General features: G+C 52.4%; 16 protein-coding genes. 8 read left to right on the forward strand and 8 right to left on the reverse strand.

The annotated features are described in order from the left end of the window. The first annotated feature begins 76 nt into the window (after positions 1 to 76). A complete protein-coding gene (locus KIN_RS07355; RefSeq protein WP_159807876.1) occupies positions 77 to 1,390 on the forward strand; it encodes a FliI/YscN family ATPase in 1,314 nt (437 codons plus the stop codon). Between the two features lie 121 nt (positions 1,391 to 1,511). Here KIN_RS07355 and KIN_RS07360 read toward each other — a convergent pair whose 3' ends face one another. From KIN_RS07360 to KIN_RS07385, 6 genes are all read right to left on the reverse strand, one after another. Continuing rightward, a complete protein-coding gene (locus KIN_RS07360; RefSeq protein WP_159805585.1) occupies positions 1,512 to 2,321 on the reverse strand; it encodes a DUF1217 domain-containing protein in 810 nt (269 codons plus the stop codon). After that, positions 2,318 to 2,722: a flagellar biosynthesis repressor FlbT gene (gene flbT, locus KIN_RS07365; RefSeq protein ID WP_159805587.1), complete on the reverse strand. Its 405-nt coding sequence runs from the start codon at positions 2,720 to 2,722 to the stop codon at positions 2,318 to 2,320. The genes KIN_RS07360 and flbT overlap by 4 nt, the downstream gene beginning before the upstream one ends. Continuing rightward, positions 2,722 to 3,111, reverse strand: coding sequence for a flagellar biosynthesis regulator FlaF (gene flaF, locus KIN_RS07370; protein ID WP_243144856.1), 390 nt, complete (start codon positions 3,109 to 3,111; stop codon positions 2,722 to 2,724). Before flaF ends, flbT begins: the two co-directional genes overlap by 1 nt. Before the next feature lie 68 nt (positions 3,112 to 3,179). After that, positions 3,180 to 4,721, reverse strand: coding sequence for a flagellin N-terminal helical domain-containing protein (locus KIN_RS07375; protein WP_159805589.1), 1,542 nt, complete (start codon positions 4,719 to 4,721; stop codon positions 3,180 to 3,182). Between the two features lie 204 nt (positions 4,722 to 4,925). Beyond that, positions 4,926 to 5,282, reverse strand: coding sequence for a hypothetical protein (locus KIN_RS07380; RefSeq protein ID WP_159805591.1), 357 nt, complete (start codon positions 5,280 to 5,282; stop codon positions 4,926 to 4,928). Then, on the reverse strand, positions 5,272 to 5,553 hold the full coding sequence (locus KIN_RS07385; RefSeq protein ID WP_159805593.1) for a rod-binding protein: 282 nt from the start codon (positions 5,551 to 5,553) through the stop codon (positions 5,272 to 5,274). The genes KIN_RS07380 and KIN_RS07385 overlap by 11 nt, the downstream gene beginning before the upstream one ends. 110 nt (positions 5,554 to 5,663) lie before the next feature. On the opposite strand from KIN_RS07385, the gene KIN_RS07390 reads away from it, so the two are divergent. Together KIN_RS07390 and KIN_RS07395 are read left to right on the forward strand one after the other, a co-directional pair. Further along, the gene (locus KIN_RS07390; RefSeq protein WP_159805595.1) at positions 5,664 to 7,103 is read left to right on the forward strand and encodes a flagellar hook-length control protein FliK; all 1,440 of its coding nucleotides are present in this window, start codon (positions 5,664 to 5,666) and stop codon (positions 7,101 to 7,103) included. A gap of 11 nt (positions 7,104 to 7,114) precedes the next feature. Continuing rightward, positions 7,115 to 7,771, forward strand: coding sequence for a flagellar hook capping FlgD N-terminal domain-containing protein (locus KIN_RS07395; protein ID WP_159805597.1), 657 nt, complete (start codon positions 7,115 to 7,117; stop codon positions 7,769 to 7,771). On the opposite strand, the gene ubiB is transcribed toward KIN_RS07395, so the two are convergent. After that, positions 7,768 to 9,303, reverse strand: a complete 1,536-nt coding sequence (ubiB, locus tag KIN_RS07400; protein WP_159805599.1) for a 2-polyprenylphenol 6-hydroxylase — start codon at positions 9,301 to 9,303, stop codon at positions 7,768 to 7,770. The two genes, KIN_RS07395 and ubiB, sit on opposite strands and share 4 nt — an antisense overlap. 1 nt (position 9,304) lies before the next feature. Beyond that, a complete protein-coding gene (ubiE, locus tag KIN_RS07405; RefSeq protein WP_159805601.1) occupies positions 9,305 to 10,057 on the reverse strand; it encodes a bifunctional demethylmenaquinone methyltransferase/2-methoxy-6-polyprenyl-1,4-benzoquinol methylase UbiE in 753 nt (250 codons plus the stop codon). 116 nt (positions 10,058 to 10,173) lie between these two features. On the opposite strand from ubiE, the gene mutM reads away from it, so the two are divergent. The 5 genes from mutM to dnaA all read left to right on the forward strand — a co-directional run bounded on the left by mutM (position 10,174) and on the right by dnaA (position 14,254). After that, complete coding sequence (gene mutM / locus KIN_RS07410) at positions 10,174 to 11,025, forward strand: bifunctional DNA-formamidopyrimidine glycosylase/DNA-(apurinic or apyrimidinic site) lyase (RefSeq protein WP_159805603.1); 852 nt, start codon at positions 10,174 to 10,176, stop codon at positions 11,023 to 11,025. A 60-nt stretch (positions 11,026 to 11,085) separates the two neighbouring features. After that, complete coding sequence (locus KIN_RS07415) at positions 11,086 to 11,862, forward strand: enoyl-CoA hydratase (RefSeq protein WP_159805605.1); 777 nt, start codon at positions 11,086 to 11,088, stop codon at positions 11,860 to 11,862. 85 nt (positions 11,863 to 11,947) lie between these two features. Next, positions 11,948 to 12,214, forward strand: coding sequence for a 30S ribosomal protein S20 (gene rpsT, locus KIN_RS07420; protein WP_159805607.1), 267 nt, complete (start codon positions 11,948 to 11,950; stop codon positions 12,212 to 12,214). 201 nt (positions 12,215 to 12,415) lie between these two features. Then, the gene (locus tag KIN_RS07425) at positions 12,416 to 12,865 is read left to right on the forward strand and encodes a rhodanese-like domain-containing protein (protein ID WP_159805609.1); all 450 of its coding nucleotides are present in this window, start codon (positions 12,416 to 12,418) and stop codon (positions 12,863 to 12,865) included. An 18-nt stretch (positions 12,866 to 12,883) separates the two neighbouring features. Continuing rightward, the gene (gene dnaA, locus KIN_RS07430) at positions 12,884 to 14,254 is read left to right on the forward strand and encodes a chromosomal replication initiator protein DnaA (protein ID WP_159805611.1); all 1,371 of its coding nucleotides are present in this window, start codon (positions 12,884 to 12,886) and stop codon (positions 14,252 to 14,254) included. Positions 14,255 to 14,273 lie beyond the last annotated feature (19 nt).

Genomic DNA, 14,273 nt, shown 5'->3' on the forward strand with positions numbered 1-14,273 from the left:
AAGGTTGATTCCTTTAAAAACCGTAATTGAACTAAAAAGGATTGTTCCGATGCCGATAACCAACTTCGCACCCTTAATGACGCGCTTACAGGCTGAAAAACGTGCGATAAGATTTGGAAAAGTTCTGGAGAGTGACTCAAACTCTATGAAAATCAGTGGATTAGGCCCCTTCGCACGATTGGGCGATATGGTTTGCCTCAAACAGTCCGATACAAAAGAGATGATGGGAGAGGTTATCGAGCTTGCACCAGATGGTATCCGGGTTCTCGCTGAAGACGGGACATCAGGCTTTGCAATAGGTGATGAGGTCTCACTTGTTGGCGGCGCTCAAATCGCTCCTGACCACTCATGGCTCGGTCGAGTTATCGATCCATTTGCAAGGCCACTTGATCATCGCCCGTTGCTGCCGGGTGGGAAATCGACTTCTGTTCGGGGAAAACCACCAGCAGCTGCAGACCGCGCACGACTGGGGCGCCGGTTAGAAACGGGTATTGCTGCATTCAACACGTTTTTTCCAATCGTCAAGGGTCAACGATTAGGCCTCTTCGCCGGATCAGGGGTAGGCAAATCAACTCTATTGTCGAACCTAGCCAAAGGCGTTGAAGCCGATGTTGTGGTGCTGGCCCTCATCGGGGAGCGTGGCCGGGAACTACGGGAATTTATTGAGGACACCCTCGGCTCTGAAGGACTGTCACGTGCAGTAGTCGTTGCCGCAACATCGGATCAGTCAGCGATGATGCGGCGGCGGGTTGCCTGGACCGCGATGGCGGTTGCAGAACACTTTCGCGACGAAGGGCATCATGTACTATTTCTTGCGGACTCTGTCACCCGTTTTGCGGAAGCCCATCGAGAGATCGCCGCATCTGCAGGAGAGGCTGCATCGCTCCGTGGCTTCCCGCCATCAACAACCCAAGCAATAACAGAGCTTTGCGAACGAGCGGGACCAGGTTGTGTCGGAGCAGGATACATTACGGGCGTCTTTTCCGTTCTTGTCGCCGGCTCTGATATGGAGGAACCAGTCGCTGACATTATCCGCGGTGTATTGGACGGTCATATTGTTCTAGATCGTCGCATAGCCGAGCGTGGACGGTTTCCGGCCATCGATGTTCTGAGATCTGTTTCAAGAAGCTTACCCGGCGCTGCGAGCGATGATGAGAACCGGCTTCTTTTGTCTGCGCGTAAGCTTATGGGTGACTTCGCAGAGGCGGAGGTCATGATACAAGCTGGCCTCTACGCGGCCGGATCTGATCCAGCAATAGATGATGCAATCGTGGCCAGACCTAAGCTGGAAACTTTTCTGATCCAAAATCAAGGAGAACTTATATCCACCTGCTTTGAACGCTTAAACTTGTGCATTCCGGATAGCGAAGACCTAGCTAGTCTAAGTTAGACATCCTTAGATCATGTGTAGAGCAGCTAGCATGATCAATTCTCACACAATAGCAAAATAAGGCCTCCATTGGAGCTCCATTTTTCAAAGACTAATCGCTAATAACGCTCGCCGCGAAGGCCTAAACGAGATTTAAGCGTGGGATATTTTGTAGAAGTGTCAACGCAGCCGATCCACCTTGAGCTGCTTGAAAAGCTTGAACCTGCGCATTCAGTAAGAATTTATTTGTTAGATCATCTAAAGCCTCTTCGTTGGAAAAATTACTGACATCGTCACTTCCAAGAATTGACTGAGCCCGATCTTTAAGCGTTTCAAGTTGCTGATCAATCGGTAGTGTTCCAAAAGACGAGGGCAATGAGAAAGTTGTTTCGAATACAGCACGTAGCGGTGGATTCCCCATGATTGAGAACCATTTCGTATCATTTGATACAGAGCGCTCTGCGATAGTACCAAGCTCGCGCTCTAGCCCCAAGGCCAAACGCATATTTTCATCCTGTTCTCCGACTGCCTCTTCGAAGCTCCGAGTTTCATACGCATTCACAATTGTATCAGCAAATCCCGGCTCGCTTGTGAGGGGTGCACGCTCTTCTCCGAAGCCAAATGCTTTCGCAAATTCAAGATATCGTTTGTCTGCAAGTTTATTTGCGAGAGAGCCATCATCTGTAGCACCCTCCGAGAGGACGGTTTGAATAAAGAACTTGTTATCGATGTCTTCGCTAAGGCCAAAAGCACCAAGCGCCACTTTCAATAAGATTCTGTCGGCGACAAGCGCCTCGGCGGTTTGAACTTCACCAATCCGGCTTCTGAAATCTTCGGTCTCCCGAGCGATCAACCCACTGTTCGAGTAAGTCTCCTGCTGTACTTCGGCAGTTCTTTGCAGGAAAATCCATCCGTTAAGACCACCTAAAGGAACTACTGGCTGAAAGGTCATTGAGGTGCCGCCGCGATTAAGCGTTCCTCCCGCGGGAGGAGCGCACGCAAGGACTTCAGAGCAGGATAGTAATTCGCCTCAAGAGCTTGTGCTGTTGCCGCTGCCAATAATGACCGGCTATCGGCGTCCTTGAAAACTTGGCTCAACTGCTCCAAGCCTCGCAAAACTTGATTATTTGCATCCTCCGGCATAACGTCACCTGAGAGGATCAGCTGCATGATATAGCAAACCCGACGAACTGGTGTGTTGATCTCTTCTGGATGCAGGGCATCACGAAGCCGAAGAATATTCGCATTCGGCGTGACGATGTTCAGCTTGGCACGGCGATCACCATTTTCGATAACGGCACCATTCACCAAGACACGCTCTTTCGGATTTAGCTTTAAAACAAGACCACCCATCAGCTTGAAACCTTTGCAGAAAGACCGCGCATGATCGCCATATTGAGATCTATAAGTACTTCGGGAGTTTCCTTGTCCCGTAGAATAGCTCGGGACTTTTGTTCAGTGAACTCAGCAAGATAGAAAATCTGGGCGCGCAACGGTGCAGAGAGCTGATTGGAATGATCCGCAACGCTTGTTGCAAGAAGTACCCAGAGCTTTCGATTATTGTGAATAGCCGAAACAAATGCTGGGAAGTTCTTGTCCTTGTTTGCCCAAGCGCTGCGTAAATCGCGGGTTACGCGGACAAATGCATCATACTCGACTGCCCGATCTGTACGAAGCGGGACCGAGTTCTGACCATAGCCTGTCTGAGCGAAATTACTTTGAGTTTGTGGCGACATATTCATGGGGAAACCTCCGGAGGATCAAATTGGGGGAAATCGGGGCGCCACTATGGGCGCCCCATCTTGGAGGCTTAACGGAACAATGACAGGATCGACTGCGGAGCCTGGTTCGCAATCGAAAGTGCTTGCACACCAAGCTGCTGTTGTACCTGCAGAGCTTGGAGACGCGCAGAAGCTTCCTCCATATCCGCATCAACAAGTGCGCCGATACCGGACTTCAGGGAGTCAGTCAGTTGGCTGATGAAGTTCGCTTGAGTCTCGATACGACCTTCCGCCGAACCAAAGGAAGCAGAGGCATCAATGGCATTGTTGATCAGCGTCTCGATGTTGTCCAGTGCAGCATTTGCACCGGCTGTCGATGTGACATCAATCTTATCCAAACCGAACAGACCGCCTGACGCTTCACCGCCTTTATTTCCGTTCACATCAAACGCCAGAGACGCCCCAAGGGTACCGTCGTTATCGACTTTCAGGCTGGCTTGACCAGTCTCATCATCGATTACAACCTCACTTGTGATACCTTTAAAACCAGCAGAGTCGATTGCGGTCTTCAAGCCACGTGCAACATCCTCAAAGGTTTCACCCTTACCAGCGATATATTGAACGGAAGATGCGCCGATTGTTACAACGTAGCCGTCGCCTTCTTCGACAGCAGCAGCAGTGCTGAAGTCAATCTGCTCGGCACGTTGGTCAATCGTACTAGCGGTAGCCGTGTTATCACCGCTTGGTGCTGCGCCATTTACGGCCGTGATGTTAACTGTACCACCGCCAGCAGTCACAGGCGCTGTAACCTCAAGCCCTTCAAACGCGCGGGTCGAACTGATTTCAAGCACACCAGCGGTGTTAGAAGCCGTAACACCTTCAAGCCCTAGTGCATTAATTTGACCAGCAAAAGACGCCGCGAAATCTGTCGCATCCAACGCGCCAGTTGTACCAGTATAGGACAACTCCACACCAGCAACTGTAATAGTCTCACTGACACCGTCTGCGCCATTTGTAAAGGTTAGTTCAGCAGTGTTCGCAGCCGATACGACTGTTGTTGCCGCCGTCGAGCCGCCAATCTCGCCGTTGGCATTCAACGATGCTCCGCTACCGATCTTACCAGCGTCAGTGCTGAGGTCCTGGCGGGCAACCGTGATATCGCTAGCGCGTACATCGCCATCGCCAATACGATCCAAAGACGACAGAACATTGATATCTTCTGTTCCGCTAAGCAGGTTCAACCCATTGAATTGGGCGGCACCAACAACAGATTTAATCTGGTCGGTCAGTGCATTGATGTCTGTTTGGATCTTTTCACGGCTGACGTTCTCTTCCTGCGCAGCAGTGATCTTACCTTTGATTTCAGTCAGAAGGTCAGCAACTGTTTCCGAGCCATTTCGGGCAACAGCGACAGTTGACTCACCCAATGCCAAGCTATCGGAGATCGCTTCAAACCCCTTTACGTCGGACTCCATAACTTTAGAGATCGCCCAGACCGCCGAATTATCTTTAGCAGATGCAACAGATTTACCTGTGGAGATTTCCGATTGGGTTTTCTGCAGGTCGTTGTTGATACTCTTGAGGGTGTTGAGCGCAACCATTGCGCTGTTATTTGTCAGAATACTAGACATTCAAGTTTCCTTTGTTTTCTGATGCATTTTGCACCGTTTGACATCCACTTTCGTGGTACTAGGCGTCGTTCTGACACTTGCGCGATCGCTTTACGATCTTGCGCCACCCCGTTTTTGAGATGCCCCTGCACTAGGCATAGAGTTTCTTAACGGGGGCCTAACCGCCGATATGGACGTCCAAAGGACTTGAGTAAAATTTGACCGTTAAGCACGTTTCTCCATTGAAGATATCGGCGCCTTATGGCTGGCCATTTTACCGTTCGCCTCGTAAGCCTTGAGCTCCTCGCTAACACTCTTGATCTCGGATAAGCGATTAATAACTGACCTGAGACCCTGAAGTGCAGAAGAGTAGAGGCGCTCGTTTTCTGTTGCAAATGCGAGTAGGCGATCTCGTGCGGATTTATCAAGCTTTGACTTCTGACTTTCGAGCTCATCTGCAAGAGACTGCTTTTCCGCCTCAAAGTCCTGTAGAGCTCTCAGATCACCAGAAAGCAGTACAGTCTTTTCGCGCTCCATTAAGGTAATTAACCTACGCTCAAGGTCTTTGACATTATGTTTCACTGCTACGCTCCTTTAATGCGTTAAAAAGTGTTTCGGCCAATCCGATGCCACCCGTTTCGACTAACATTTGCGCGTGTTGCTCTCTCAGGAAAGACGAGAACTGCTCTTCGCCAATGCCGCCCCCAAAACTGTCACGCGCTTCACCAAGGCCCGCAGATTTTAGCATCTCAGATAAGAAAGAGGCCTCCAGATCTTTGGCAATCTCTCGGAGTTGTTCTGTTTTGTCAGGGCTGAGCGGTGCCGGCGTGGCTGGTGAAATCGGATCAACCATTGGGTTTCCTTCGAATTCTAATGAATTTCTCTGAAGATACCCTCCGGAAGGTAAAGAAGCGGTAACCAGTAAAGGTCATAAGCAACTCGAACGCGACAGAAAGTCATGCAATGATTCAAATGCTTTTATCTCAACTCGCAAACACTGGCGACAGTATGAATTCGGTGGCACAAGCAGTCGCCGACGTAGATCAAGAAGTTCCAGCTTTCAGTCTAGATATCGTCGCGGACTTATTCGAACAGGTCGAAGAACTCCCTAACAGCAGTCCTTCAACAGTTGCCGCTACGAAAGTTGAAATTACTGCAAACCCAAACCAACTTGAAGTAAATATCCAAGGTCGTTCATCGAACATCTCTCGAGATGAGCGGTCATTACTTTCCAATCCTCTACTAGAGGAGCAGTTAGATAACTCCATTTTCGGATCCGAAGAAAACGAAATTCCATTGGATACGGATGCTCCGCCAAAGAATTCGGTGGGCATTGCACACAATCATCAAGTAGAAATTGCAGACAAGACGATAACCGAGGCCAATCCGGTTTCTGAAAAACCTGATTTCAGAGAAATCCAAACCACCGACCCGGTTGAGAGGACGGCGTACGAAAACCCGATGGCGCACGTGGGTAGCGGAGCTTCACCAGTTCTGCACACTGAAGCAACATCTTATGGTCAAAACCAGAGCGATACGCCAAAACCACACCGGACTTCAGAACCCAGCTACGATAAAGCTGAGGAAAAAGAACAAGCTGTACCAGCAGCTGCTATGCGTACTGCACCGGGGAATGATGCAGACAGTATAGCGCATGCACGCAAAGCGAATTCTTCATCGCAAGTATCGACCGATGATCTGAGCGGATCGAAGACCGCAGCAAAAGTCCAAGCCCAAGACGCTCCGGCGTCGGAGGATTTTCTTAAAAGCCCAGAAAGGGCCAACTCCGGCGAACCTCGGAAAGCGGACCCACCTCGCGTAAAATCTACTCCTGATTCTGTGCCAGTAGAGACGGCGCCAAAGGTGGTTGATTCTAAAATTGATCTAGGCCCAAAGCTTGAGATTTTTGAACAAAACAATTCACCCTTACAACAAGCGACGACCCGGGTAGCAACTGAGGTCGGAGGCGCGCGGACTATAGTCACGGCAACGAACACGGAAGTAGCGGTCAAGACCGAGCAGGTATCGCTTCAAATTACCCAAGCCATAAAGACCGCAGACGCGCGCGAAATCGAGGTTCGGCTCGACCCCGAAGAACTTGGTAAGGTACGCTTAGTCTTGAGCCAGCGTGAAAACGGAATGTCTGTCCAGATCATTGCTGAACGGCCAGAGACTTTGGACATAATGCGTCGCAATGCAAGTGAACTTTCCGCTGACCTGCATCAAGCCGGTTTCGAAAATACCGAATTCAGCTTTGAACACCGCGAGAATCAAAACTCGTCAGAAGACACAACTGGATCTTCAAGCGGTCAGGATAGTGCCACCGACGACTCCAATACTGTACCCGAACGATCTGAAATAACGACGTATCAGATTACCAACGGCTTAGACCTGAAGCTCTGAGGAACGAAGAAATGGAAATTACGCAAACACCTGCAACCACGCCTGCCGCTCAAACGAAGGCCGAAACAGACACAGACGTTGTTACATCGGATTTTGAAACGTTTCTGACGCTGCTTACAGCGCAGTTGGAAAATCAGGATCCGCTGAACCCGGTCGAGTCTCAGGATTTTGCCACCCAGCTGGCGACCTTTTCCGGCGTTGAGCAGCAGGTGAAGACTAATGATCTGCTCGAGTCTCTGAACACGCAGGTTATGAGTTCAGGTCTTGGTGAAATGGCGGGCTGGGTTGGAATGAGCGCTCGTGTCAGTGCTGATGGATATTTTGACGGAACTCCAATCGAGATTGTTCCCGATCCGCCAACCTTCGCTGATAGTGCCCAACTTGTTGTCAAGAATGCCGCGGGTGAGGTCGTTCAGCGCAGCCCAATCGATTTGAGCGGGGAGACGTTGGAATGGGCAGGCGTGCAAGACAACGGCCAACCATTTGCAAGTGGTCGATACGCGTTCTCGGTTGAGGCATACTCTAATGGGGAAGTGATCGAAGAAGAAACGCCGGATATCTACGCGCGTGTAACAGAGGTCAGAAACGAAAACGGCCAGCAAATTGTCGTGCTTAGCGGGGACATTAAGCTTCCCGCTGGCGAAGTGACCGGCCTTCGCGAAACTTAAAGTACGCTCACCAGAAGAGCGATCACACCGGAAACGCCAAGTCCAGCCGCGAAATAAGCAATCGGAGCGAGCGAAGAGGTGCGCGACTTGGCCGCCTTCTGGTTTTGACGCGACTTTGCGGATAGCGTATCTTCGACGAGTTTTGGCAGCTGAGGACCGAACCGCCCCAAGACTTGCGCCGTCGCAACCAGATCCCTCACAAGCGCACGCGGACCTACATTCTGCTTAATGTAATCCTCAACCACCGGCCGCGCGACTTTCCAGATATTGATCTGCGGATACATCGTCCGGGCGACGCCCTCTACCACCACCATTGTCCGCTGCAAAAGGATCAACTCGGTGCGTGTTTCCATGCCAAACCGCTCTGTCACCTCGAAGAGGTAACTGAGCAGGCGGCCCATCGAAATCTGCGTCGCATCCATACCAAATATCGGCTCTCCGACAGCTCTGAGAGCTTGGGCAAATTCGTCAATGTCCCGATCCGCCGGAACGTAGCCAGCTTCAAAATGCACCTCTGCCACGCGACGGTAATCCTTGCGGATGAACCCAAACAGAATTTCTGCATACACACGGCGCGTATATTCATCGATCCGACCCATGATCCCGAAATCATAGGCAATGATGTCGCCCGCTGCGCTAACCTTCAGATTGCCTTGGTGCATATCCGCGTGAAAATACCCATCATTAAGCGCTTGCCGCAAAAATAGCTGTAGCACGCGCTCCCCGATAGCCTTTCGATCGTGTCCAGCGGCATCAATCGCCTCGACGTCGCCAAACGGAATACCCTCGGCCCATTCCATCGTCATTACGCGCTGCTCCGAGAAGAAGAAATGCGCGCGAGGCACAACAAAGCCCGCATCATCGGTTGTTTTCGCAGCGTATTCCCCGGCAGCTGCGGCCTCTAACCTCAGATCCAGCTCACCTTTGACCACACCGTCGAAGTGCTTGATCACGTCCGTTGGACGCAAGCGGCGTGAAGATGGGGAAAAAAGCTCGACCAGCAATGCGGCAAAGTAAAATGCGTCGACATCCGTGCGAAACGCCCGCTCGATACCCGGCCGCAGAACCTTCACGGCGACCTCTTCCCCTGTCTTTATGAGACGCGCGCGATGGACCTGCGCGATGGAGGCCGCGGCAACTGGCTCCGAGAATTCGGAGAAGATCGAGTCAGCGGGCGCGCCAAGCTCGTCCTCGACAGTTTGCTTGGCTATTTCCTTTGAAAACGGCGGCAGCTTGTCCTGAAGTACGCGCAGTTGGATCGCCAATTCGTCACCGACGACATCAGGGCGGGTCGACAGGACTTGGCCAAACTTGATGTAGGCGGGTCCCAGTGCAGTTAGGGCACGGGTCGCAGGTGGCATTTCGGGGTCGCCCCGAAGCCCAAGCCAGGCGAATGGCTTTGCCAATATCTTCGCCACAACGCGTAGCGCAGGCGGCGTGCTGAATGCATCAAGGACGAGGTCCATGGCACCCGTGCGTTCAAACGTGGCGCCGGTTCGTATGAGGCGCCAGATATTGTGAGGTCCGCGCATTTCAGATTTTCCAGCCGGAATGCAAAGCGGCAACGCCGAAGGTCATGTTGCGGTAGCTCACATTTTCAAACCCGGCAGCGCGGATAAGTGCGGCAAACGCCTCTTGATCCGGAAACTTACGGATTGATTCCACAAGATACTGATAGCTATCCCGGTCGCCTGCGATCAGCTGACCCAAACGCGGGATCACGTTGAAGGAGTACAAATCATAGGCCTGCTGCATCAGGGGGTTCGGCAATTGCGAAAACTCCAGAACCATAAGACGCCCGCCCGGCTTAAGAACACGGTAGGCCTCGGACAACGCGTCCTCGATCCGAGTGACATTCCGAATGCCGAAGCTGATCGTGTAAACATCGAACGCGCTGTCTTCAAAGGGCAGCGCCATTGCATCGCCTACGATCCAGTCAAGCTGATCCGCTCTTTGTGATGCCTCGGCTCGTTTGCGCCCCTCCACCAGCATCGACTCGGTCATATCAAGCACGACTGCTTCAGCCTCCTTGGCGCGCTTTAAGAAACGGAATGCAATGTCACCAGTGCCGCCCGCGACATCAAGCAGCCGTTGCCCAGCACGGGGCGCAAGCCAGTCCATCATGGCGTCCTTCCACAAACGGTGGACTCCGCCAGACATTGCGTCGTTCATAATATCGTACTTAGACGCAACATTGGAAAATACGCCGTGCACCAGCCCGGCCTTTTCGTCTTCACGCACGTCGCGATACCCGAAATGAGTGGTGTTGTTGTCGGAATCGCTCATTTTCGGCGCCCTCGCTGTGACCATCACCCGCTCGATATAGAGCTTTGCGGTGGGACACAAAATGTGATTGCGTCGCACTGTCATTGACACACCACTTGTCCGGAGAGGCCGAGACCATGCCCGAATTGCCAGAAGTGGAAACCGTCATGCGCGGATTGGCACCCGTGATGGAAGGCCAGCAAATCACCAAGGCAGAGGTTCGCCGTGCTGATCTGCGCTGGCCCTTTCCAGAAAATATGGCGGCTCGGCTTCAGGGACAGACCGTCCTGCGCTTGCGAAGGCGATCCAAGTATATCCTGGCCGATCTATCATCGGGGGAAACCCTGATCATCCATCTAGGGATGTCCGGCCGGATGTTGATCGAGGGAAGAGGTACGGCCAATTTCCATTCGGACCATACGCCGGCGGGAAAGCATGATCATGTCATTTTGCAAACGTCGGCGCCTGCTTGTATCACTTTCAACGATGCCAGACGGTTTGGCGCAATGGATTTGGCGCCGACGGAAGGCCTAAACGGCCACTGGCTGATTGAGAAATTGGGGCCTGAGCCGCTCGGCAACCGCTTCGACAGCGCCTATCTTGCCGACGCGCTTAAGGCCCGCAACACTCCGATAAAGGCCGCCCTTCTGGATCAGCGCGTCGTGGCTGGGCTTGGAAACATCTATGTCTGCGAAGTCTTGCATCGAACAGGAATTTCGCCGCGCAGAAAGGCCAAGAACATATCACGGCACAAGATCGAAACCCTTCTACCTGCGATACGTGATGTATTGTCCGAGGCCATCGAGGCGGGCGGATCCTCCCTGCGCGACTACAGGCAGGCCGACGGTGAGCTTGGCTACTTCCAGCATAAATTCGCGGTCTATGATCGCGCAGACAAACCCTGCCCCAAACCTGAATGTGGCGGTACGATCAAGCGTATCGTTCAGTCTGGACGGTCCAGTTTTTACTGCGCAACTTGTCAAAGATAAGTTGATACCGCCCATCAGGGTGCTAAGCCTTGCTACTTGAAACCACTGACAGGTGACCTCATGGCGTTCAAAACCATCATCGTTGAGCAAGAAGAACATGTAACGCTCATTCAGCTCAATCGGCCAGACGCGCTCAACGCACTGAATGCCGAGATGCTGGAAGAAATCTCCACCGCGCTGTCAGAGGCCGAACAGAATGAAAAGGTCCGCTGCGTTGTCTTGACCGGATCTGAAAAGGCATTTGCAGCCGGAGCAGATATCACTGAGATGGCGAAGAAGTCTTTCGTCGATGTGTTCAGCACAAATCTTTTCGCCGAATTCTCCGACAACATGCTCAAGTTCCGAAAGCCGATCATCGCCGCTGTCTCGGGATACGCTTTGGGCGGTGGATGTGAGCTGGCCATGATGTGCGATTTCATCATTGCTTCCGACACTGCAAAATTCGGACAGCCAGAAATCAATCTCGGCGTGATGGCCGGTCTTGGTGGATCCCAACGTCTGACCCGGTTTGTCGGTAAGTCGAAATCCATGGACATGCATCTGACGGGCCGGTTCATGAACGCAGAAGAAGCGGATCGGTCCGGCCTCGTGAGCCGGATTGTACCCGCCAAAAAACTGAAGTCTGATGCGATGGCCACAGCCGCAAAAATCGCTGAGAAGTCGGCGATCGCGACGATGGCTGTGAAAGAGTCGGTAAACCGCAGCTACGAAACAACGTTAAACGAAGGTTTGCTGTTTGAGCGACGTCTATTTCACTCTCTTTTTGCGACCCACGATCAGACCGAGGGCATGGATGCATTTATCGAGAAGCGCGAACCTCAATTTCGCGACAAGTAAGATCGAATATCCCGTTGACTTGCTGGCGACTCGGTCCTAGAAGCGCGGTCTGAGTTTCAAACACCGTAAATCGGGGTCCTTACGCATGGCAAATTCGCCTCAAGCCAAAAAACGCGCGCGCCAAAACGAGCGCCGCTTCGCTGTGAACAAAGCGCGTCGGTCGCGCATCCGGACGTTCTTGCGCAAAGTCGAAGAAGCCATCGCATCCGGTGATCAGGCTGCCGCGAAAGATGCGCTGAAAACTGCGCAACCAGAATTGATGCGCGGCGTCACAAAAGGTGTGATGCACAAGAACACCGCATCTCGGAAAATGTCGCGTCTGTCGTCGCGGGTCAAAGCACTTAGCGCTTAACCGCCACCGAAAACAGACCGTTTCTAGCGCGCCCCGATGGGCGCGTTTTTTTTATGTTCAACCACTTACAAGACCTGCTTCACAGGGCTGTGAGATTCGATGACCGACTAAGTTTGAGTCAAGCGTGAAGATCGGTTGATAGAGACCCACCCCAATAGCTAGGTTCTGTGAGCGATTCACTTTGTCTACGGGGGACACGGGATGGGCACGGATAGCGATCCGCGCGTTTCAGAAGCTATGCCTACTGAAGCGTGGGACCGCTTAAAGGCAGATGAAACTGCTGTGCTTGTTGATGTCAGGACAGCTTCTGAATGGAGCTTTGTGGGATGTCCTGATTTATCTGAGCTTGGGTGTTCGATGCACTGCATCGAATGGGCCAAGTTTCCTGATATGATCCCAAATCCGCGGTTCGTGGAAGAGGTGATGGAGGCTCTGGATGGTCAAACACCATCTCAGATTTTCTTCATCTGCCGTTCCGGTGCCAGGTCCAAAAGCGCAGCTGTCGCGGTGGAAAATGCCTTAGGGGAAAAGGGCGTTCAAAGCCGGTGCGTAAATGTGGCCGAGGGTTTTGAAGGCGATTTGAACGCGAAGAAGCATCGGGGGGGCCTCAACGGATGGAAGGCCCGGGGATTGCCGTGGAAGCAATCCTGAACATTGAACGGGTGGAAGATGACGGAAGAAACTTGGGGACGCGCGCGTGCTGCATTGCGAAGCTCTATTGGAAAGAACAATTTTACGACTTGGATAGAGCCCCTGGAATTTGTGTCTTACGACGATGGTGTCGCGGAGTTTCATGTAAAAACCCTTTTTCAGGGTGACTGGGTCAAGCGCAATTTCGGCGACCAGATCAAACAAGAAATTTGCAACCAAGGGGCCGAAGTCACACGGCTCAACTTCTCGTTGGCAAAGGACGCGATGCCGAGACCACAGGTGTCGAAACCTGCGAAGAAGGTGGAAACTGCGGAAATCAAAAGGTTCTCTCCCGACACGAAGGATGAGCTTCCCGGTGCACCGCTGGATCGTCGCTTCACGTTTGATCGGTTTGTCGTAGGCAAACCAAATGAACTGGCTCATGCTGCTGCACGCCGTGTCGCGGAAGGCGGCCCAGTCTCGTTCAATCCGCTTTTTCTCTATGGGGGCGTGGGGCTTGGTAAAACGCATTTGATGCATGCAATTGCATGGGAGCTCAGTGAGCGGTCCCCGGAATTGCGTGTGCTTTACCTGAGCGCTGAACAATTCATGTATCGCTTCATTCAGGCGCTGCGTGACCGACAGATGATCGACTTCAAACAGTTGTTTCGCTCGGTCGATGTTCTGATGGTGGATGACGTCCAGTTTATTTCGGGCAAGGACAGCACGCAGGATGAGTTCTTCCATACGTTCAACGCGCTGGTTGATCAGGGAAAGCAAATCATCATTTCTGCAGATCGGGCACCCGGCGAGATTGATGGTTTGGAGGAGCGGATCAAATCGCGTTTGCAGTGGGGTCTGGTCGTCGACCTACATCCGACAGACTACGAATTGCGCCTCGGCATCCTTCACCAGAAGGTGGAGCAATACCGCGAGCATTATCCTAACCTTGAGATTTCCAATCAGGTTCTGGAGTTCCTCGCCCATCGCATCTCCAGCAATGTCCGCGTCTTGGAAGGCGCGCTGAACAGGCTTGCCGCCTTGGCTGCGTTGATCGGGCGCGAAATCACGCTTGAGATGGTCCATGACAGTCTGGCCGATATCCTTCGTGCGTCGGATAAGAAGGTCACCGTCGATGAAATTATGCGGAAGACCTGTGATTACTACAATGTCCGGATGTCAGATCTGATTTCACCAAAGCGCAGCCGGAACATCGCCCGTCCACGCCAGATGGCAATGTACCTGGCCAAGCACCTCACACAGCGCTCTTACCCCGAAATTGGCAAGCGGTTCGGGAACCGCGACCATACGACAGTCATTCATGCTGTTCGGAAAATCGAAGAACTGAAAGCGCAAGACAGCCAGGTTGCTGAGGACGCCGAGCTTTTGCGGCGGATGCTGGAAGCTTGAGGTCTTGACGCCCCCGTCC

Origin of the sequence: Litoreibacter roseus (assembly GCF_009811795.1) — a bacterium.
Classification (GTDB): Bacteria; Pseudomonadota; Alphaproteobacteria; order Rhodobacterales; family Rhodobacteraceae; genus Litoreibacter; species Litoreibacter roseus.

Bases quoted from the DNA above. Each gene is read 5' to 3' on its own strand.
- KIN_RS07355 (WP_159807876.1), top strand. From the start codon at position 77: ATGACGCGCTTACAGGCTGAAAAACGTGCGATAAGATTTGGAAAAGTT.
- KIN_RS07360 (WP_159805585.1), bottom strand. From the start codon at position 2,321: ATGACCTTTCAGCCAGTAGTTCCTTTAGGTGGTCTTAACGGATGGATT.
- flbT (WP_159805587.1), bottom strand. From the start codon at position 2,722: ATGGGTGGTCTTGTTTTAAAGCTAAATCCGAAAGAGCGTGTCTTGGTG.
- flaF (WP_243144856.1), bottom strand. From the start codon at position 3,111: ATGAATATGTCGCCACAAACTCAAAGTAATTTCGCTCAGACAGGCTAT.
- KIN_RS07375 (WP_159805589.1), bottom strand. From the start codon at position 4,721: ATGTCTAGTATTCTGACAAATAACAGCGCAATGGTTGCGCTCAACACC.
- KIN_RS07385 (WP_159805593.1), bottom strand. From the start codon at position 5,553: ATGGTTGATCCGATTTCACCAGCCACGCCGGCACCGCTCAGCCCTGAC.
- KIN_RS07390 (WP_159805595.1), top strand. From the start codon at position 5,664: ATGATTCAAATGCTTTTATCTCAACTCGCAAACACTGGCGACAGTATG.
- KIN_RS07395 (WP_159805597.1), top strand. From the start codon at position 7,115: ATGGAAATTACGCAAACACCTGCAACCACGCCTGCCGCTCAAACGAAG.
- ubiB (WP_159805599.1), bottom strand. From the start codon at position 9,303: ATGCGCGGACCTCACAATATCTGGCGCCTCATACGAACCGGCGCCACG.
- ubiE (WP_159805601.1), bottom strand. From the start codon at position 10,057: ATGAGCGATTCCGACAACAACACCACTCATTTCGGGTATCGCGACGTG.
- mutM (WP_159805603.1), top strand. From the start codon at position 10,174: ATGCCCGAATTGCCAGAAGTGGAAACCGTCATGCGCGGATTGGCACCC.
- KIN_RS07415 (WP_159805605.1), top strand. From the start codon at position 11,086: ATGGCGTTCAAAACCATCATCGTTGAGCAAGAAGAACATGTAACGCTC.
- rpsT (WP_159805607.1), top strand. From the start codon at position 11,948: ATGGCAAATTCGCCTCAAGCCAAAAAACGCGCGCGCCAAAACGAGCGC.
- KIN_RS07425 (WP_159805609.1), top strand. From the start codon at position 12,416: ATGGGCACGGATAGCGATCCGCGCGTTTCAGAAGCTATGCCTACTGAA.
- dnaA (WP_159805611.1), top strand. From the start codon at position 12,884: ATGACGGAAGAAACTTGGGGACGCGCGCGTGCTGCATTGCGAAGCTCT.